17 protein-coding genes and 1 pseudogene are annotated in these 17829 nt (G+C 65.4%); 11 read left to right on the top strand and 7 right to left on the bottom strand.

The window, feature by feature from the left end:
* The first annotated feature begins 115 nt into the window (after positions 1-115).
* The gene (locus P6U28_RS19915; RefSeq protein ID WP_407123086.1) at positions 116-3856 is read left to right on the top strand and encodes a tetratricopeptide repeat protein; all 3741 of its coding nucleotides are present in this window, start codon (positions 116-118) and stop codon (positions 3854-3856) included.
* A 60-nt stretch (positions 3857-3916) separates the two neighbouring features.
* Here P6U28_RS19915 and P6U28_RS19910 read toward each other — a convergent pair whose 3' ends face one another.
* The 4 genes from P6U28_RS19910 to P6U28_RS19895 form a co-directional block, all read right to left on the bottom strand.
* Positions 3917-4063 (bottom strand): hypothetical protein, encoded by a 147-nt coding sequence (locus P6U28_RS19910; RefSeq protein ID WP_407123223.1) that lies wholly within the window; start codon positions 4061-4063, stop codon positions 3917-3919.
* Positions 4064-4133: 70 nt separating this feature from the next.
* On the bottom strand, positions 4134-4784 hold the full coding sequence (locus P6U28_RS19905; protein WP_160118815.1) for a hypothetical protein: 651 nt from the start codon (positions 4782-4784) through the stop codon (positions 4134-4136).
* Positions 4785-4954: 170 nt separating this feature from the next.
* A complete protein-coding gene (fliP, locus tag P6U28_RS19900; RefSeq protein WP_122402434.1) occupies positions 4955-5710 on the bottom strand; it encodes a flagellar type III secretion system pore protein FliP in 756 nt (251 codons plus the stop codon).
* Complete coding sequence (locus P6U28_RS19895; protein WP_129145423.1) at positions 5707-6681, bottom strand: flagellar biosynthetic protein FliO; 975 nt, start codon at positions 6679-6681, stop codon at positions 5707-5709. The genes fliP and P6U28_RS19895 overlap by 4 nt, the downstream gene beginning before the upstream one ends.
* Before the next feature lie 351 nt (positions 6682-7032).
* On the opposite strand from P6U28_RS19895, the gene flgB reads away from it, so the two are divergent.
* The 9 genes from flgB to P6U28_RS19850 all read left to right on the top strand — a co-directional run bounded on the left by flgB (position 7033) and on the right by P6U28_RS19850 (position 15454).
* Positions 7033-7437 (top strand): flagellar basal body rod protein FlgB, encoded by a 405-nt coding sequence (gene flgB, locus P6U28_RS19890; protein WP_122402436.1) that lies wholly within the window; start codon positions 7033-7035, stop codon positions 7435-7437.
* A gap of 39 nt (positions 7438-7476) precedes the next feature.
* On the top strand, positions 7477-7902 hold the full coding sequence (gene flgC / locus P6U28_RS19885) for a flagellar basal body rod protein FlgC (RefSeq protein WP_122402437.1): 426 nt from the start codon (positions 7477-7479) through the stop codon (positions 7900-7902).
* Between the two features lie 17 nt (positions 7903-7919).
* On the top strand, positions 7920-8228 hold the full coding sequence (fliE, locus tag P6U28_RS19880) for a flagellar hook-basal body complex protein FliE (protein WP_122402438.1): 309 nt from the start codon (positions 7920-7922) through the stop codon (positions 8226-8228).
* 168 nt (positions 8229-8396) lie between these two features.
* On the top strand, positions 8397-8660 hold the full coding sequence (gene fliQ, locus P6U28_RS19875; protein ID WP_060736542.1) for a flagellar biosynthesis protein FliQ: 264 nt from the start codon (positions 8397-8399) through the stop codon (positions 8658-8660).
* Between the two features lie 17 nt (positions 8661-8677).
* Positions 8678-9448 (top strand): flagellar biosynthetic protein FliR, encoded by a 771-nt coding sequence (gene fliR / locus P6U28_RS19870; protein ID WP_407123042.1) that lies wholly within the window; start codon positions 8678-8680, stop codon positions 9446-9448.
* A 13-nt stretch (positions 9449-9461) separates the two neighbouring features.
* Positions 9462-10541 carry a flagellar biosynthesis protein FlhB gene (gene flhB / locus P6U28_RS19865; protein WP_122402440.1) on the top strand — a complete coding sequence of 360 codons (1080 nt, stop codon included), beginning with the start codon at positions 9462-9464 and terminating at the stop codon, positions 10539-10541.
* A gap of 154 nt (positions 10542-10695) precedes the next feature.
* Positions 10696-13281, top strand: a complete 2586-nt coding sequence (cckA, locus tag P6U28_RS19860) for a cell cycle histidine kinase CckA (RefSeq protein ID WP_407123041.1) — start codon at positions 10696-10698, stop codon at positions 13279-13281.
* A 333-nt stretch (positions 13282-13614) separates the two neighbouring features.
* Entirely contained in the window at positions 13615-14616 is a 1002-nt protein-coding gene (locus tag P6U28_RS19855) for a Tim44 domain-containing protein (RefSeq protein WP_129145421.1), read from the top strand.
* Between the two features lie 130 nt (positions 14617-14746).
* Positions 14747-15454, top strand: a complete 708-nt coding sequence (locus P6U28_RS19850) for a glutathione S-transferase (RefSeq protein ID WP_122402443.1) — start codon at positions 14747-14749, stop codon at positions 15452-15454.
* A 28-nt stretch (positions 15455-15482) separates the two neighbouring features.
* On the opposite strand, the pseudogene P6U28_RS19845 reads toward P6U28_RS19850, so the two are convergent.
* From P6U28_RS19845 to P6U28_RS19835, 3 genes and pseudogenes are all read right to left on the bottom strand, one after another.
* Positions 15483-16154: pseudogene (locus P6U28_RS19845) on the bottom strand (methyltransferase family protein).
* A 119-nt stretch (positions 16155-16273) separates the two neighbouring features.
* Entirely contained in the window at positions 16274-16447 is a 174-nt protein-coding gene (locus tag P6U28_RS19840; RefSeq protein ID WP_164937146.1) for a hypothetical protein, read from the bottom strand.
* 296 nt (positions 16448-16743) lie between these two features.
* Positions 16744-17217 (bottom strand): hypothetical protein, encoded by a 474-nt coding sequence (locus tag P6U28_RS19835; protein WP_407123040.1) that lies wholly within the window; start codon positions 17215-17217, stop codon positions 16744-16746.
* 97 nt (positions 17218-17314) lie between these two features.
* Here P6U28_RS19835 and P6U28_RS19830 point away from each other — a divergent pair, with 97 nt between their 5' ends.
* Positions 17315-17698: a hypothetical protein gene (locus tag P6U28_RS19830; RefSeq protein ID WP_407123039.1), complete on the top strand. Its 384-nt coding sequence runs from the start codon at positions 17315-17317 to the stop codon at positions 17696-17698.
* The last annotated feature ends 131 nt before the right edge of the window (positions 17699-17829 follow it).

The following is a 17829-nucleotide window of genomic DNA, read 5'->3' as shown; positions in this document are numbered from 1 at the left end:
CCGCAGCGCAAATCAAGATATAGCATTAACAAGTCCTTAATTGGCGGGACCTACAGTCGACGGCACCGCCGGCGCCATTGCCGGCATGACCGCCGAACTGGAAGAAATGCCGCCAATGGCGCGAGAGGCTGCCGCTGGATTTGTGTCGCGAGCCCGCGCATTGGCACGGGGCCTGTCGCGACATGTCCGCGGGGCGACCTTGCTGGCGGCCTGTTCCCTGATTGGCCTAGCGGCGCCGGCCCGAGCGGCCGATCCGATCAGGGGCGAGGCGACCTTTTCCGCCGGCGGCGGCTTTGCCCGTCTGGTCATCAAGCTCGGCGAGGACGTTCCCTCCGAGGTGACGACCGCAGGCTCCATCCTCATCATCCGCTTCGACCGGCCCGTCGACGTTCCTGTCGATCGCGTTCCGGAAGGCGCGCCCGACTACGTCAACTCCGCGCGCCGCGACCCTGATGGCGGCGCCATCCGTCTGTCGCTGGCGCGGCGTGTCACCGTCAACACCATGAACGCCGGCGAGCGCACCTTCGTCGACCTCTTGCCCGAGGGCTGGAAGGGCCCGCCGCCGAGCCTGCCCATGGACGTGGTCAAGGAACTCGCCGAGCGCGCACGCGTGGCCGAGCGCGCGCTACGCGCCCAGCGCGCCGCCGCCGAGGCCAAGAAACGTCCGCAGATCCGTGTGCGTGCCTCGGTGCAGCCGACCTTCGTGCGCTTCGCGTTCGAGATGCCCGATGGCGTCGGCGTCTCCTCCGTGCTCAACGAGCAGAAGCTCACGCTCGTCTTCAACGCCAACCTCAATTTCGACCTGGCGGACGCGGTGGTCGCGGCGCCGCCGAACGTCGCCTCGATCAAGCAGAAGGCCGACATCGACCAGACCAATGTCGAGATCGCGCTGATCGGCGATTCCGACGTGCATTCGTTCCGCGACGAGAAGAACTATGTCGTCGACGTCTCCTTCCAACCCGACAAGGGCAAGTCGGCCGCGACGCCGGAGGCGGCGATCGCGCAGATGAAGCCCGCCGGTCAGGGACCCGCGCCTGTGCCGGAAAACCCGGCGGCCGAGAAGCCGAAGGATGTCCATCGCGAGATCGCGCCGCCCACATCGGACACGATCGCACGCGAAGCCAAGATTGACGTAAAGCCCGAGGCGAAGCCGGACGCGCCCGCCGTAATGCCGGTCGCCGAAGCGCCGAGGCCGGCGCGCGCGACTGAGGCTGCGCACGTTGCGGAAGTGCCCAAGGAGACACCCAAGGAAGTCCCAACGCCCGCGGCGGCGGCTGCCGCAGCCCCGGCCGCGCCTGCCAAGCCTGTGGTTGCCGAAGCGCCCAAGCAGGCCGTGAACGAAGCGGCGAAGGAGCCGGTCAAGGAATCCCCGAAGGCACCCCCCAGCGAGACGCCCGCCGCTGCGCAGCAGGTCGTCGCCAGCGTCGATGCGCGCCGCGAGAGCGACGGCTTGCGCGTGACGTTCCCGCTTCAGGTGGCAACGCCGGCGGCGGCGTTCCGCCGCGGCGATACTGTCTGGTTGGTGTTCGACACGCCGAAGCCCATCGATGTCGAGGCGATCCGCAGCAAGGGCGGCGCCATGATCGGCGAGGTCGGCCGTATCCCGCTCGACAAGGGGCAAGCGGTGCGCATCCGCCTCACGCGGCCGCTGGTCTACTCGCTGACGAGCGAGGAGGTCGGCAAGGAGACCAATTGGATGTTGACGCTCGCCGACAAGATCCAGGCGACGCCGCTGCCGTTGATGATGTCGCGCAACATCACCGATCCGGCGCTCGCCAATATCGCGATCCCCTTCGCCAATCCGGGCCTCCTGCACAAGCTCACCGATCCCGATGCCGGCGATACGCTCTATGTCGTCACTGCGCAGCGGCCGGTACGCGGCTTCATCAAGCGGCAGGACCTCGTCGATCTCTCGCTGCTGGAATCCGCGCACGGCATCGCGATCCGGCCGAACTCCGATGAGGTCGGCGTCGAGGTCGGCTCCGACAAGGTGATCCTCGGCAAGAAGGGCGGGCTGACGCTGTCGCCGGTCGACATCTCGGCCGAGCGGGCGCCGACCGCGGTGCGCCCGGTGTTCAGCCCCGAAGGCTGGCGCAAGGGCCAGTCGGAAAACTTCATGGCGCGCCAGAGCGAGCTGATGACGGCGATCGCAGCGGTCGAGCCCGCGCTGCGCTCGCTGCCGCGGCTCGACCTCGCGCAGTTCTACATGTCGCGTGCCATGTATCACGAAGCGAAGGCCGTGACCGACGTGATGCTGACCGATCCCCTGAACAAGGAGGAGAGCGGTGCGCTGATCATGCATGCGATCGCGAGCATCCTGATCGGCCGCCCGGCGCAGGGCTTGAAGGACCTCGCCAATCCCGTGATCGGCAACAGCCACGATTCCCAGCTCTGGAAGGCGCTCGCCTATGCGCGGCAGGGCAAGTGGGCGGACGCGCGCGAGAAGTTCAAGAACGTCGAATTCGCCATCGCCTCCCTGCCGCTCGACATCCAGCGCATCGTGACGATGGACGCGATGCGTGCATCGCTCGAGGTGAAGGACTATGCCGGCGCCTCCAAGCGCCGCAGCGAGCTCGAGGTTGTCGGCATCCCGCCTGAGGCTGCTCCGGCCTTCGCCGTACTGCGCGGCCGGCTCGCCGAGGCGCTTGGCCACGACAAGGACGCGCTCGACGACTACAAGTTCGCGGTCGCCTCGAACGACCGTCCGGCTGCGGCCGAGGCCAAGCAGCTCGAGGTCGCGCTGCGCCAGAAGCGCGACGAGATCGGCAAGGAAGAGGCCCTGCGCGAGCTCGAGACGCTGTCAATGACCTGGCGCGGCGACGCGATCGAGGTCAAGACGCTGCAGATGCTGTCGCAGTTGTATGCCGAGAACGGGCGTTACCGGGATGCGCTCATGGCGGCGCGCACTGCGACCAGGCTCCAGCCGAACGCCGAAGCCTCGCGCCTGGCGCAGGATCTCGCGTCCGACCTGTTCACGCAGATATTCCTGGGGCCGAAGGGGGACGAGCTGCCGCCGGTCGAGGCGCTCGGGATGTTCTACGAGTTCCGCGAATTGACGCCGATCGGCCGTCGCGGCGACGAGCTGATCCGCCGGCTCGCCGACCGCCTCGCCTCGATCGATCTGCTCGACCAGGCCGCAGAGCTGCTGCAGTACCAGGTCGATCATCGCCTTGAAGGCGCGGCGCGCGCGCAGGTCGCCGCGCGCCTTGCCATGGTCTATCTCGCCAATCGCAAGCCTGACATGGCGATCACCGCGCTGCGCGCGAGCCGCATCAGCGATCTCTCCGGCGAGCTCCGGCAGCAGCGCCTGCTGCTCGAGGCGCGTGCGCAGAGCGACGTCGGCCGTCACGATCTCGCGCTCGACATCGTCTCCAACGTCTCCGGGCGCGAAGTGCTGCGCCTCCGCTCCGACATCTTCTGGGCCGCGCGGCGCTGGCGCGAGTCCGCCGAGCAGATCGAGCTCTATTACGGCGAGCGTTTCCGCGATTTCAAGCCGCTCAATGCGGTCGAGAAGAGCGATATCATTCGCGCGGCCGTCGGCTACGCGCTCGCCGACGACTCTATCGGCCTGTCGCGCTTCCGCGAGAAATACGCGCCGCTGATGAGCGAGAGCGCCGACCGTCTCGCCTTCGATATCGCCAGCAAGCCGGCCGCTGCCTCCAGCGCCGAATTCGCCGAGATCGCCAAGCTCGCCGCCAGCGTCGACACGCTCGACGGCTTCCTGCGCGAGATGAAGCAGCGCTTCCCCGACGCCACGGCGCGCGGACCCGGCACGCCGCAGGCCAAGGACGAGTCCGACCACACCGGCTCGCTGCCCACGATCCCCGTCGTGCGGCAGATCAAGACGACGCGGTAGGAACCCTGCTACCTCTGGATCTCTCGACAGGTGCCCGTCAGGCGGCAACCCAAAGCATCTTCATGCCGCGAGAGGGACGATATGAGCAAGCCTGCCAAGACCGAAGCCGAACTCATCGCCATGGCACGGGCCGAATTGAAGGCCCATGTCGATGGCCCGGACAGCTTCGCCATCTTGATCGTCCGTCACGGCCGAAAGCGTCGCCATGCTGGTCCAGATCGGCGACCACCTCAGCGAGCAGTATGACTTGAAGGGGCAGGGGCGGGTCCTAAGGCCATCAATTGCTGTGCTCAGGCGTGCCGGTAGCGGAAAGCTGTCTCAGAATGCCGATGAGCCTTTCCAGATCTTCAGCGCCAATATCGGTACCGAGATCGCCATGTATGAGCCGATTGCGCTTTTCTGAGAGCAGCCTCATTTGGTCGGCGTCGGTAGGGGTCAATAGCCCCTCTTGACCTAGAACTTCGACGAGGCGGCTAGGCGTCTGCGGACGGTCGAAGCGACCTTCGACCGACGCCCTGCCTTCGGCCTCGAACGTTGCCCATGCAAGCAAGAAGGCGGCACGCAAGGCGTCTATGTCGCGCAGCCTTTCGATCTCACTCAGAGCACCTTCGATTGCCTGACGCGACTGCACCGGAAGCGTTGTACCCAAAGATGTGGGGGCAACAAACAGCACCTTCAACTCCCACTCTCGCTGTTGAGCGAAGCGAGCGGCAACGTCTTTCAGACGTTCGCTCTGTCGCGTCGATGGTCTAGCGACCTCAAGAACGATTTTCTTTCCGTTTCCAGTTGCGACAGCATCGGGAACGAAGTCTCCGAGAAAGTCAGGAACCAGTGGAGCGCGGGGATGCACGAATACGTCGTATCCCTCCGACTCTAAGCGTGCGATCTCCCTCTGTAAAACCTGCTCCTCACTCCCAGATTCGGTCATCGCAGTTCCTCGAAGGGATCGTTGGATACCCTTACATATAGTAAAAACTCTAAGGGAAACTCGATTTCCATCCAGCGAACCCGCGCCCACGCCACGATGTTACCGAGGCGTGCGCCGGTGTCAATTTCACTTAGGGGTAGAAGGAGCCGCGGCCTATCTGGGTTTGCGCCTCACCCCCCGTAGCTCTGCACCAGACTTCCCGCCACCAGCGACCAGCCGTCGACCAGCACGAAGAAGATCAGCTTGAAAGGCAGCGAGATCGTCGCCGGCGGCAGCATCATCATGCCCATCGACATCAGTACCGAGGCGACGACGAGATCGATGATCAGGAAGGGCAGGAACAAGAGGAAGCCGATCTCGAAGGCGCGCTTCAGCTCGGAGATCATGAAGGCGGGGACGAGAATGCGTAAGGCGAGATCGTCGGGCGTGGCTGGCGGTGCCTCGCCGGAGAGATCCAGAAACAGCTTGAGGTCCTTCTCGCGCACGTTCTTCTGCATGAAGCCGCGCAAGGGGACGGAGGCGCGCTGGAGCGCATCCTCGACGCCGATCTGGCTGGCGACGAGCGGACGGATGCCCTCGTCGTAGGACTTTTGCAGCACCGGTCCCATCACGAAGAAGGTGAGGAACATCGCCAGCGCAATGATCACCGAGTTCGGCGGCGCAGTCGCGGTGCCCATCGCGGTGCGCAACAGTGACAGCACCACCACGATGCGCGTGAACGACGTCATCATGATCAGGATCGACGGCGCGATCGACAGCACCGTGAGCAGCGCGATCAGCTGGATCGCGCGTTCGGTGACGCCGCCGCCAGCGCCGCCGCCAAGATTGATGCTGATGTCCTGGGCATGCGCCGGCATCGCGAGCGAGGCCGCGCTGAACAGGACAGAAAGGAAAAGAACTCTACGCGGGAGGGCCGGCAATTTCACGAAGACGGCTTCGGACGGCCGAGCAGGGAGGCCATCTCGTCTTCGAGATTTTCAAAGCTGGTCTTTTCCGCGGCCGGCTTTGCAGGCGGGGCCGGCGGCGCCGGCGGCTCGTTGCGTGCGGCGCGCGGGGGAGCGGGCGGCGGTTCCGGTGCAACCGGAGGCGCGACCGTTTCGCCGGCCGGGCGGCGCAGCGCAGCCTCCAACCGCTGCGCCATCTCGGCGAGGTTCTGCTCGGCGCTCGAGGGCGTAGCGGCAGGTGCCGTCGGCGGAACGGCCGGAGCCTGCGGCACGGGCGGAGGAGGCGGTGGTGCAGCGGCGCGCTCGGCGCGCACGGGCGGCATCTTCGTCGGCTCGTTCCCGCGCGGCGGGCGCGGCATCAGCGGCGGCTCGCCGCGGGGGATGCGCGGCGGCAGCGGCTCGGGCCGTGGTTCGCGATCCGGACGTGGCGCGACCGGCTCGGGCGTAAAGCCCCCCAGGGGCGGCTCGCTGCGGCGCTCGGCCAGTGCAGGAGCAGGCCGGCGCACCTCGTCGGCGAAGGATGGGCGCGCGGGCCGCGGCGGCGGCTCGGGCATTTGCGGCTCGGGATGATCGAGCAGTTCGGGGCGCGGTGCTTCATCCGCCCAGCCGCCGGCATCGGGCATGGGGGCGAGGCGCGGCGGTTCGGCGGCGCTCGGACGTTGCGGGAGCTGGTCGCGGCTGGGCGCGGCGCGAACGATATTGGGCTCGACCACGATGTCCGTGGGGCCGCCGATCATCAGCAGGTGCTCGACATTGTCACGCCGGACCAGCACCAGACGGCGGCGGCCATCGACCGCGGCTGCGTCGATCACGGCGAGGCGGGGCATCCGGCCGCGCTGTGTGTTGGCGCCCAGCCGGCTGCTGCCGAATCGACGAACCAGCCATGCAGCGACGCCGATCAACGCCAGAACGACGATGAACGCGACGATGAAGGTGATAGGGCTGCCTTGCATACTTGTCCCCGACAAATGGCGCTTTTCTCGTGCCGATGGTCAGATTCGCCAACCACGGCGGACGATGCCCCAAACTGCGATTAGTTAACGTTCCACGGCAAGTTTTGCCGTCCCCAACTCTTAATAACCCATGAATCGCCCGATCCAAAACGACTTCTTGCCCAGTCCATGCGCCGCCAAACGGTTGGGTTAATGCCACTTTTCGGGGCGTAGAATCACGGGTCCGCAAGATCGTGCCTCGCTTGGGGACATGCGTCACGAGCGTCCTTAACCAGCTGTTAACCATACAGGCGGCAAATTCTGCCTAGCTTCGGACCTCAAGGTCCGCAAGGGGCGGAAGGAGCCGCGACGATGTCCATCAACGACCTCCCGGTGCTGTCGGCGCTTCGTACCAAGATGCAGTGGCACCAGGAGCGCCAGCGCGTCCTGGCCGAGAACGTCTCCAACTCCGATACGCCCAAGTTCCGGCCGCGCGACCTGGTCGAGCCGAAGCTCGACAAGACCGGCGCCGTAACGGGCTCGATGGGCCCCCTGGCGCTGACCGTCACCAGCGCCTCGCACATGAAACCATCAGGCGCGGCCTCGGGCTTCGACCAGAACAAGAATGCCGGCTTCGAGACGCGCCCTGCGGGAAACGCCGTCAATCTCGAGGAGGAGATGATGAAGGCCGCCAGCAACCAGATGGACTACGCGGCGGCGACCTCGCTCTATTCGAAGAGCCTGCATCTGCTCAAGACAGCGATTGGCAAGGGCTAGCGCATGATCCGGGAACAGCAGAGCTAGCGGAGGCAGATCATGGCGAATGACAGCAGCGACTTTGCCCGCTCGATGGCGATCGCGACCTCCGGCCTGCGTGCGCAGGCCGGGCGCATGCGGGTGATCTCGGAAAACATCGCGAACGCGGATTCGACGGCGCAGACCGCCGGCGGCGATCCCTATCGGCGCAAGGTTCCGACCTTCTCCTCCGCGCTCGACCGCACGCTCGACGCGCAGGTCGTCACGCTCGGCAGAATCAAGCCCGACCAGTCCGCCTTCCGCGTCAAATACGAGCCGAACAACCCTGCGGCGGATGCGGGCGGCAACGTCAAGTATCCCAACGTGAACTCGGTGGTCGAGATGACCGACATGCGCGACGCGCAGCGGTCCTACGAGGCCAATCTGAACATCATCAGTGCGACGCGCCGGATGATCCAGCGCACGCTCGACATCCTCAAGAGCTGAACAGGACACCTTAAGCCATGGCATCACCGACAATCGCCGCCAATGCTTACGCCAATCTCGCCCGCGTGCTGGAGAACAGCGGCGCCGGCAAGGGCAGCGAGCCGAGTGGGCAATCCTTTGCTTCGCTGCTGAAGGACGCCGTCGGCAGCGTCATGGAGTCCGGCCGCAAATCCGACGCGCAGACGGTGGCGATGGCAGCCGGCAAGGCCAATGTGATGGACGTGGTGACGGCGGTCGCAGACACCGACGTCGCGGTGTCCACGCTGGTCTCGGTCCGCGACCGCGTGATCGCAGCCTATGAAGACATCATGAAGATGCCGATCTGATTTTTCGCGCTGGCGCTCGCCCCAGGCGTCATCGCGAGCGCAGCGAAGCAATCCAGAATCTTTCCGCGGTGGCAGTCTGGATTGCTTCGCTTCGCTCGCAATGACGAGGAGGGAGCGTTCGTTCCTCGCCGTGGTGGCGGGATGAAGATTGAACAAGGAATTCTGACCATGACCGGACCCGAGACCCTCGACGTCGCACGCGATGCGATCTGGACCATCGTGATCGTGTCCTCGCCGCTGATGGTGGTCGGTCTCGTGGTCGGCGTCGTCGTGTCGCTGTTCCAGGCGCTGACGCAGATCCAGGAGCAGACGCTGATCTACGTGCCGAAGATCCTGGCCATCTTCGCCACGATGCTGTTGGCGCTGCCATTCATGGCCGACTCGCTCCACGCCCACATGCTGCGGATCTCGTCGCGAATCATCGGCGGCTGAGGCACAATGCGTGAACTATGCGCATCGACGTCTCGCTGCTGCCGGCGCTCGCCGCTTCCTTCATGCTCGCCTTCGCCCGGGTCGGCGCAATGGTGATGCTGCTGCCCGGCCTCGGCGAGACCAACATCCCGACGCGGATCAAGCTCTCGATCGCGCTGCTGCTCACGCTGATCATCCTGCCGCTGCATCGCAATGCCTATCATGTCGACATGGGGTCGCTGGCGCCGCTGCTGGTGCTGATGCTGCATGAGATCGCGATCGGTATCGTGCTGGGGGCGACCGCGCGCGTGACGTTGTCGGCGCTCCAGGTTGCGGGATCGGTGATCGCGCAGCAGATGGGGCTCGGCTTCGTCACTTCGGTCGATCCGACGCAGGGACAGCAGGGCGTGCTGGTGGGCAACTTCCTGACCATGCTGGGGGTGACGCTGCTGTTCGCGACCGACAGCCACCATCTGGTGATCGCCGCACTGAACGACAGCTATACGATCTTCTCGCCGGGCGAGACCGTATCGAGCGGCGACGTCGCCTCGCTGGCAACGCGCGCCTTCGCGGCCGCCGTTCGCCTCGGCCTGCAGCTCTCGGGACCGTTTCTGGTGTTCGGCCTCGTCTTCAACATCGGGCTCGGTGTGCTGGCGCGGCTGATGCCGCAGATGCAGGTCTATTTCGTCGGCGTGCCGCTGTCGATCTTCGCAGGCTTCCTGGTGCTCGCCGTGGTGCTCACCGCGATGATGGGCACCTTTCTCGACTATTTCATCGGTGTCATGCACCAGATGATGCCGCTCAAGTGACAGGGGTCGATCGATGGCGGACGACAACGATCCCGAAAGTCAAACAGAAGACCCGACGCAAAAGCGCCTCGACGATGCGCTCGAACGCGGCGACGTCGCCAAGAGCCAGGAGATCAACACCTGGTTCATGATGGCGGGCGGCACACTCGTCGTCTCGACCTTCTCGGGCTCGGTCGGCAGCGGGCTGCTGACACCGATGCGCAACCTGCTCGCCAATTCCTGGATGATCAAGACCGACGGGAAGGCCCTGCTCGCGCTGACCCAGCAGATCGAGTTCGCCGTCCTTGCCGCGATCGGCGTGCCCCTGTTGATGCTGGTGCTGGCGGCCATTGCCGGCAACATGCTGCAGCACCGTCTGGTGTGGTCGGCCGAGTCCCTCAAACCCAAATTCAGCAAGATTTCGCCCGGCGCCGGCTTCAAGCGCATCTTCGGCAAGCAGGCGGCCGCCAATTTTCTCAAAGGCATCGGCAAGCTGGTCGCCCTCAGCGTGGTCATGACCATGATCCTGTGGCCGGAGCGGCATCGCATGGAGGCGATGGTCAGGCTCGATCCGGCGGCCATGCTCGGCGCCAGCACCAGCATGACCATTCATCTGCTCGGCGCGGTGGTCGCGGCGCTCGCGATCGTCGCCATCGCCGACTATTTCTTCCAGTACCGCAGCTGGTTCCAGCGGCAGAAGATGTCGCTTCAGGAGATCAAGGAGGAGTTCAAGCAGTCCGAAGGCGACCCGCACATCAAGGGCAAGATCAGGCAGCTGCGGCAGCAGCGCGCCAAGAAGCGCATGATGGCGGCGGTTCCCAAGGCGTCCGTGATCATCACCAACCCGACCCACTATTCGGTGGCGCTGTCCTACGAGCGCGGCATGACCGCGCCGATCTGCGTCGCCAAGGGCGTCGACAACCTCGCCTTCAAGATCCGGGAGATCGCGCGCGAACACGACATTCCGATCGTCGAGAACGTGGCGCTGGCGCGCGCGCTCTACGCCACGGTCGACATCGACCAGGAAATCCCGACCGAGCACTATCATGCCGTCGCCGAAGTCATCGGCTATGTCATGCGGCTGAAGCGCGGATTCGGCGGCGGGCGGGGGTAAAAGACCCGAAAAGTACCGGAAATGGCCGTAATCTGGGAATCAGCGTACCTTTCGCCCCTGCTGCCCTTGCACCTCAGGGTCCGATTCAGGCAGGGAGGACCCCACGCGCCCCGTGACGCGTTGATTCTCTGCCGACAGGCTGCGCCAGCTCGAGATGACTGCTGAGACCGACCATGACCTCACACGCGAGCCCGTTGCGACGCAAGAGCCGTCGCCGCGCTCGGGCAGCATCGCGTTGGTGCTGCTGGTGGCCGCAGGCCTCGTCGCGGTCGCCGTCGGGCTGATGACGCTCGGGCGCGCGCAGGCGCAGCCCTATATCCTCGGCATCCTCGCCGTGCTGGCGATGGTCGGCCTGTTCAACCTGTTCGCCTTTGCCGCCGGCATCATCCGCTTCGCCGACCGTAATCTCGACGACCCGATCATCGCCCGCATCTCCGATCACGCATTTGACGGGCTCGCCGTCACCGACGCGCGCGGACACGTGGTCTATTCCAACGCGGCCTATCTGACGCTGACCGGCGCCAGCGGCCCGCAGGACGTGCGGCCCGTGGAGCGCGTCTTCATCGGCAACCCCGACGTCTCCGAAGCCGTGTTCCGCCTGCTCAAGGCCGCCCGCGAGGGCAAGCGCCAGCAGGAAGAGGTACGCATCTCCGGCCACGACGGCAGCCAGGGCCGCTGGCTGCGCATGCGCGTGCGCCCCCTCGGCACCGGCAAGCGCGAGGCGAAATATGCGGTGTGGTCGATCGCCGACATCACCCGCGACCGCGAGCGCCAGGAGGACGTGTTCCAGGAGCTGCAGCACGCGATCGAATATCTCGATCACGCGCCGTGCGGCTTCTTCTCGGTCAATCCGGCCGGCGAGCTCGCCTACGTCAATGCGACGCTGGCGAACTGGCTCGACTACGACCTCGCCGAGATCGGCTCGGGCGGATTGAAGTTGACCGATATCGTCTCCGGCGACGGCGCCTCACTGCTGACCTCGATCGTGGCGGTGCCGGGCGAAGTGAAGACCGAGGTCTTCGACATCGACCTGCGCATGCGCACCGGCAAGACCATGCCGGTGCGGCTCTATCACAAGCTCGCCTTCGGCGCCGACGGCGCGCCGGGGCCGTCGCGCACGCTCGTGATCAGCCGCGCCCGCGACGAGCGCAGCGATCCCGACCGCGCCGCCGAAGTCCGCTTCATGCGCTTCTTCGACCATACGCCGATGGCGATCGCGACCGTCGACCGCGCCGGCAACGTCGTGCGCGCCAACGCGCGCTACGCCAAGCTCGGTCAGGCGCTGGGGCTGGACAGCGCCTCGAAGTCGATCTTCCGCGCGGTCAATTCGCGCGACCGGCACCTCTTGATCGCGGCCATCAACCAGGCCGCGGAAGGCCAGGCCGACATCGCGCCGGTCGAGGTGGCGCTGGAGGGGACCAAGGAGCGCTGGGGCCAGTTCTTCGTCACGCCGGTGGATGCCGCCGAGAACGAGGCGGAAGCCGCCATCGTGCACATGCTCGAGACCACCGAGCGGCGCGCGTTGGAGAACCAGATCAACCAGTCCCAGAAGATGGAGACGGTCGGCCAGCTCGCCGGCGGCATCGCCCACGACTTCAACAACGTGCTGTCCGCCATCATGATGGCGAACGACTTCCTGCTGAACGCGCATAAGCCGACCGACCCCTCGTTCCAGGACATCATGCAGATCAAGCAGAACGCGACGCGGGCCGCGACCTTGGTGCGGCAGCTGCTGGCATTCTCGCGGCGGCAGACGCTGCGGCCGCAGGTGCTCGATCTCGGCGACGCGCTTTCCGATCTCACCATGCTGCTGCGCCGGCTGATCGGCGAGAAGGTCAAGCTCGACCTCGTCCATGGCCGCGACCTCTGGCCGGTGAAGGTCGACGTCTCCCAGTTCGAGCAGGTGATCGTCAACCTCGCGGTGAACGCGCGCGACGCCATGCCCGGTGGCGGCAAGCTGATCATCCGCACCGCCAACGTCACCACCGACGAGGCAGGCAAGCTCGCCTACAAGGGCATGCCGGCTGCGGACTATGTCCGGATCGAGGTCGCCGACACCGGCACCGGCATTCCCGCCGACATCCGCGATAAGATCTTCGAGCCGTTCTTCTCGACGAAGGAAGTGGGTAAAGGCACCGGCCTCGGGCTCTCCACCGTCTACGGCATCGTCAAGCAGACCGGCGGCTTCATCTACGTCGATTCCGAGCCGGGGCAGGGCACCTCGTTCCACATCTTCCTGCCGCGCCATCTCGCCGAACCGGAGGTGCAGGTCGAGCAGCCCGCGGCTGTGGCCAGCACGACCAATGGTGCCGCGAAGGAAGCAGCGCCTGCGCCGACGGAGGCCAAGCCGCGCACCGACCTCACCGGGCAAGGCACCATCCTGCTGGTCGAGGACGAAGAGGGCCTGCGCGCCTTGAACGCCCGCGGCCTGCGCTCGCGCGGCTACACCGTGGTCGAGGCCGAGAACGGCGTCGAGGCCATGGAGGTGCTGGAGGAGCAGAGCGGGGCGATCGATCTCGTCGTCTCCGACGTCGTCATGCCCGAGATGGACGGCCCGACGCTGCTGAAGGCGATGCGGGAAAAGAACCCCGACATCAAGTTCATCTTCGTCTCCGGCTATGCCGAGGACGCCTTCGAGAAGAGCCTGCCCGAAGGCCAGCAGTTCGACTTCCTGCCCAAGCCCTTCACACTGAGCCAGCTCGTGGCGGCGGTGAAGGAGACGATGACGAAGCAGGGGTGAGGCGAGGGGCGGCGCGCCGCTTCCGCATTCTCAGTCATTGCGAGCACAGCGCAGCAATCCAGAATCGTTCCGCGGTGGCAGTCTGGATTTGCTTCGTCGCAATTGCTCCTCGCAATGACGTGGCGAGAGAGCCATGCCTCCAATGACGAGGAAAAAGCGGAATTCCGGCCGTATAGCCGCCGGTATCCCTCGACCACCGTTCCCTCGCGCCCCCGGCCAAACCCCCGCGAAATATGGGCTTTTGCCACATCCCCGCGACTGAGGGCCGCAGCCATAAGTTCCGAAACCGGCTTCACTTTTCGGGAAGTCTGCCCATCTTAGGCGCACGTCCCCATGCCGGGGATTTGGGAAACGCACATGACTTTCTCGCTACGCTCCCGCAATCTCTTCAAGATGATCGCCGTCGTGCTGGCGCTTGCGCTGCCGACCGCGCTGGCGATCTCGTCCGCCGACGCGCGCGTCGGTGGCGGCATGTCGTCGGGTTCGCGCGGTTCGCGCACCTACTCGGCACCGCCGTCGACCACGACCGCACCGGGCTCGACCTCGCAGTTCAACCGCACCTACACCCAGCCGGGTGCGGGCATGAATTCGGCTGCTTCCGCGCCGGCGCGCGGCGGCCTGTTCGGCCGCGGCGGCGGCTTCCTGGGCGGCCTTGCGGCCGGCTTCCTCGGTGCCGGCCTGCTCGGCATGCTGTTCGGCGGCGGCCTGTTCGGTGGCCTCGGCGGCCTGTCCTCGATCCTCGGCCTGATCATCCAGATCGCGCTGGTGGTGCTCGTGGTGCGGCTGGCAATGTCCTGGTGGCAGCGTCGTCACGCCCCGCGGGCGGCCTATGCCAATGCTGACGCCGGCGCAGCGCCCGGACCGCAGACGAACTATCGCAGCGGCCTCGCCGGTGGCCTTGGCGGCTTCGGGTTCGGCGCCAACAACGCCCCGCTCGAGATCAAGCCGGATGATTACGAGGCGTTCGAGCGCCTGCTCGGCGAGATCCAGACCGCCTGGTCGAACGAGGATGTGGCCAAGCTGCACACGCTCGCGACGCCGGAAATGGTCTCGTATTTCGAGCAGGATCTTGCGCAGAACCGCGCGCGCAACGTCGTCAACAAGGTTACCAACGTGAAATTGTTGCAGGGCGACCTCGCGGAAGCCTGGCGCGAAGGCGAGACCGACTACGCCACGGTGGCGCTGCGCTTCGCACTCACCGACAAGACGATCGACCGCAACACCGGCGCGATCGTTGCTGGCAGCGAGCAGCCGGGCGAGGCGACCGAGATCTGGACCTTCGCCCGCCGGCCGGGCACCGGCTGGGAATTGTCGGCGATCCAGCAAACCAACTGATCGCAAGCGATCTAGCAAGGAGGGGCGTCGTGCTCAGGCACGGCGCCCTTTTCATTTGAGGTCACCACTCTCGCCACGCGTCGGCTGCGTGCTAGATTGGTCCGTCGCTCCACGCTCACGGACCACTTCCATGAAATACGAGCTCTACTACTGGCCTGAGATTCAGGGCCGCGGCGAATATGTGCGGTTGGCGCTGGAGGAGGCGGGGGCCGCTTACGTCGACGTCGCGCGCGGCCCGCGCGGAACGGCTGCGATGATGAAGATGATGGATGCGCAGAAGGGCACGCCGCCTTTCGCGCCGCCGTTCTTGAAAGCGGGCAAGCTCGTCATCGGGCAGACCGCCAACATCCTGCTCTATCTCGGCGCCCGCCATGGGCTTGCGCCGAAGACGGAAGCCGGCAGGCTCTGGGTGCACCAGCTTCAGCTCACCATCACCGATCTCGTCGTCGAGATCCACGACACCCATCATCCGCTCGGGCCCTCGCTCTATTATGAGGATCAGAAGGCGCCGGCGAAGAAGCGCACGGCCGAGTTCTGGGGCGAGCGCGTGCCGAAATATCTCGGCTATTTCGAGCAGCTTCTCGCCGGGGGCGGCGGCACCTATGTCACCGGTCGCCGCCTGACCTACGTCGACCTCTCGCTATTCCAGATCGTCGATGGACTGCGCTATGCCTTCCCCAAGCGCATGAAGGCGTTCGAATCCGATGTCCCAGGTCTTGTGGGTCTGCACGACCGCATTGCCGCGCGGCCGAACATCAAGGCCTATCTCGAAAGCGAGCGCCGCATTCCCTTCAACGAGCAGGGCATCTTCCGGCGCTATCGCGAGCTGGATCATTAGCCGCTTTCGTGCGGACCATGAGGTGCGCTCACCAGACGCCGGGGATGAGGCGATAGTGCACCCGCGCCGCATAATCGGTGTAGCCCGGCAGGCCCTCGCGCAGCGTGCGCTCCTCGATCAGGATGCGGACGGCGAGCAAGGCGATGAAGAGCGGCATCATCGCAAGTCCCCACCACGAGCCCAGCAGCAGCGGCAGGCCGGCGAAGAACAGGACCATGCCGCTGTACATGGGATGGCGGACACAGGCGTAGGGACCGGTCGAGATCACGCGCTGCGCGCGGTCGGCTTGCAGCTTCACCACGGGCGCGGCGAACGAGTTCTCGCGGAAGACCCACATGGTGAACAGCGCGCAGAGCAGGAACAGCAGGAAGCCGAGAATCAGCAAGGCAAGCGGCATCTCGGATGCGAGCGAACGCCGGTCCAGCCCCATCACGATCAGCCAGGCCAGCATCGCGACGATGAACGCGGTGATGAAGGCCTTGTCGGCCGGAGGCTGGTCCCTCTGGATGACCGGACGCAGACGCTCCGCCAACAATGCCGGATCCAGCCGGTAGAGCCACCAGCCGCAAAGCGGACCGAGCAGAGCGAGGTAATGAGGAACGCCCACGCCGAAGGCCAATCCAGCGTGCCGGCGGCCCCGAACAACAGCGCGCCCATCGCGACTGAAGATCGTGTTCTGCAGCAAGAGACGTGCGATCATGCGCAGCTCCCAAGGCTCGGGCGCGCATGATATTGGTCCGGCTATCCGGCAAAGATGCGGCCGAGACGCGCGCAACGGCCGATCGACCGGATCGGCCGCTTCGGCTTTGGCAAGCCTGATCAGGCGAGTTGATCGATCCGCGTGCCCTGACCCGGCGGCAGCGGCGCGGGCGGCTGCGGCTTAAAGGTCGGATCCTCGTCCTTGACCTTGGTCTGATCGTCCTGCTGCTTGGTCGTGTCGTAGCTCGGCACCACGATCGCGATCGGCGGCGGTGCAACGGTGGAAACCTTCATCCGCAAATCCTCACACATGAATACAATCGAGCGTGTCCTGCGATGAGCGAAATTTCCTTCAAGGCAATCGTTAAAATGCGAGGGATCGGGCATGGGATCCGTTTTGCTTCCGCAAGCATACGATCGGAGAGGACAACGGCTCTCTCCTCGTCATTGCGAGCGAAGCGAAGCAATCCAGAGTCCCTCGGCGGAAAGATTCTGGATTGCTTCGCTGCGCTCGCAATGACCGAGTGTGTGGCGGCCGGCGAGGCGATGCCTCGCGTCGCGAGCGCGTGGCCGAAGAGAAGGCGAGTGTCCTATTCGTCCTTGCCGCGCGTGATGGCGATGGACGCCTCCGTCTTGGTGCGCGTGCATTCCATGTTGAGTCGCCGATAGCGCATGTTGATCTTGTCGCCGCGCAATAGGCCCATCCGCTTCAGGCAGCGCGTCCCGCCCGTCGTGGTGTCGTCCTTGGTCACGGTGAAGACGATCGCCGCCATCGATCCGACCAGCGCATAGAACTCCGGCTTCGGCTTGCGATCACTCTTGGCATAGAGCTCGATCGAATACTTGTCGCCACGGCAGCCCACCGACAGCTCCTTGGCGGCCGGGTGCGAAAGATAGACGATGTTGGCGGCGCGGAAATTCACCTTGAGGCGGTCGATCTGGTTCGCCAGCTCCTTGGCGCTGTCGTCACAGCGATCGGCGTGCGCAGGCGAGGAGAGGGTCACAAGACCGGTGATGGCGGCGGCGACCAGGATCGCGCCGCGGACGTTCAGTTTCAAAATCATGATGAAAAGCCCCTTAGGGCGCGCATTCAAGCGTCGCCGGGTGCGAAGCGCAAGGGCAGGGTCTTCCTTGCTGGCAGGTGCGTGACATAAAGAACACATGAGCAAGGAGCAGGTAAAGGCAATCCTGGACCGCGTTCTGACCTGGCCGCCCGAACGCCAGGAGGACGCAGCGAAGATTCTGATGCTCATGGAGTCGCAGGACTACAGCGTCTATCGGCTAACCGACGAGCAGGTCGAGGAGGTTCGCCGCCGTCGGTCGGATTCCGAATGCGCGACGGCTCACGCTCGAGGAGTTCAAGGAGCGCCTCAAGTAGTACTTCAAGCAGCACCCGGGCGAATGAAGGTCGTCAGTCACGCGTCGGCGGCTCGTGATCTCGATGAGATCATTGACTGGATTTCCCAGGGCAATCCCATTGCAGCCGCCCGTATAGCATCGGGGCGAGGATCGAGTGTCTTGCCGCTTCAGGCCTGCCCAACATAGGTCGTCCGGGTCTGCTTGAAGGGACGCGGGAGCTTGTGGAGGCTCCCTACGCGGTCGATCAGTCAGACCAGGTGGCGAGGGATCGTGAAATCCAGGGGTCCCCATGAGCCGGGCGGGCTTCCCGGGCGCTT

Origin of the sequence: Bradyrhizobium sp. STM 3561 (genome assembly GCF_045571455.1) — a bacterium.
Classification (GTDB): domain Bacteria; phylum Pseudomonadota; class Alphaproteobacteria; order Rhizobiales; family Xanthobacteraceae; genus Bradyrhizobium; species Bradyrhizobium vignae.
The sequence above is the reverse complement of the archived record's forward strand: the minus strand, read 5'-3'. Positions and strand labels throughout refer to the sequence as shown.

Bases quoted from the DNA above. Each gene is read 5' to 3' on its own strand.
- P6U28_RS19910 (WP_407123223.1), bottom strand. From the start codon at position 4,063: ATGGCGACGCTTTCGGCCGTGACGGACGATCAAGATGGCGAAGCTGTC.
- P6U28_RS19895 (WP_129145423.1), bottom strand. From the start codon at position 6,681: ATGCAAGGCAGCCCTATCACCTTCATCGTCGCGTTCATCGTCGTTCTG.
- cckA (WP_407123041.1), top strand. From the start codon at position 10,696: ATGACTGCTGAGACCGACCATGACCTCACACGCGAGCCCGTTGCGACG.
- flgC (WP_122402437.1), top strand. From the start codon at position 7,477: ATGGCGAATGACAGCAGCGACTTTGCCCGCTCGATGGCGATCGCGACC.
- P6U28_RS19905 (WP_160118815.1), bottom strand. From the start codon at position 4,784: ATGACCGAATCTGGGAGTGAGGAGCAGGTTTTACAGAGGGAGATCGCA.
- P6U28_RS19830 (WP_407123039.1), top strand. From the start codon at position 17,315: ATGAGCAAGGAGCAGGTAAAGGCAATCCTGGACCGCGTTCTGACCTGG.
- fliE (WP_122402438.1), top strand. From the start codon at position 7,920: ATGGCATCACCGACAATCGCCGCCAATGCTTACGCCAATCTCGCCCGC.
- fliR (WP_407123042.1), top strand. From the start codon at position 8,678: ATGCGCATCGACGTCTCGCTGCTGCCGGCGCTCGCCGCTTCCTTCATG.
- fliQ (WP_060736542.1), top strand. From the start codon at position 8,397: ATGACCGGACCCGAGACCCTCGACGTCGCACGCGATGCGATCTGGACC.
- flgB (WP_122402436.1), top strand. From the start codon at position 7,033: ATGTCCATCAACGACCTCCCGGTGCTGTCGGCGCTTCGTACCAAGATG.
- P6U28_RS19850 (WP_122402443.1), top strand. From the start codon at position 14,747: ATGAAATACGAGCTCTACTACTGGCCTGAGATTCAGGGCCGCGGCGAA.
- P6U28_RS19855 (WP_129145421.1), top strand. From the start codon at position 13,615: ATGCCGGGGATTTGGGAAACGCACATGACTTTCTCGCTACGCTCCCGC.
- P6U28_RS19840 (WP_164937146.1), bottom strand. From the start codon at position 16,447: ATGAAGGTTTCCACCGTTGCACCGCCGCCGATCGCGATCGTGGTGCCG.
- P6U28_RS19835 (WP_407123040.1), bottom strand. From the start codon at position 17,217: ATGATTTTGAAACTGAACGTCCGCGGCGCGATCCTGGTCGCCGCCGCC.
- P6U28_RS19915 (WP_407123086.1), top strand. From the start codon at position 116: ATGGCGCGAGAGGCTGCCGCTGGATTTGTGTCGCGAGCCCGCGCATTG.
- flhB (WP_122402440.1), top strand. From the start codon at position 9,462: ATGGCGGACGACAACGATCCCGAAAGTCAAACAGAAGACCCGACGCAA.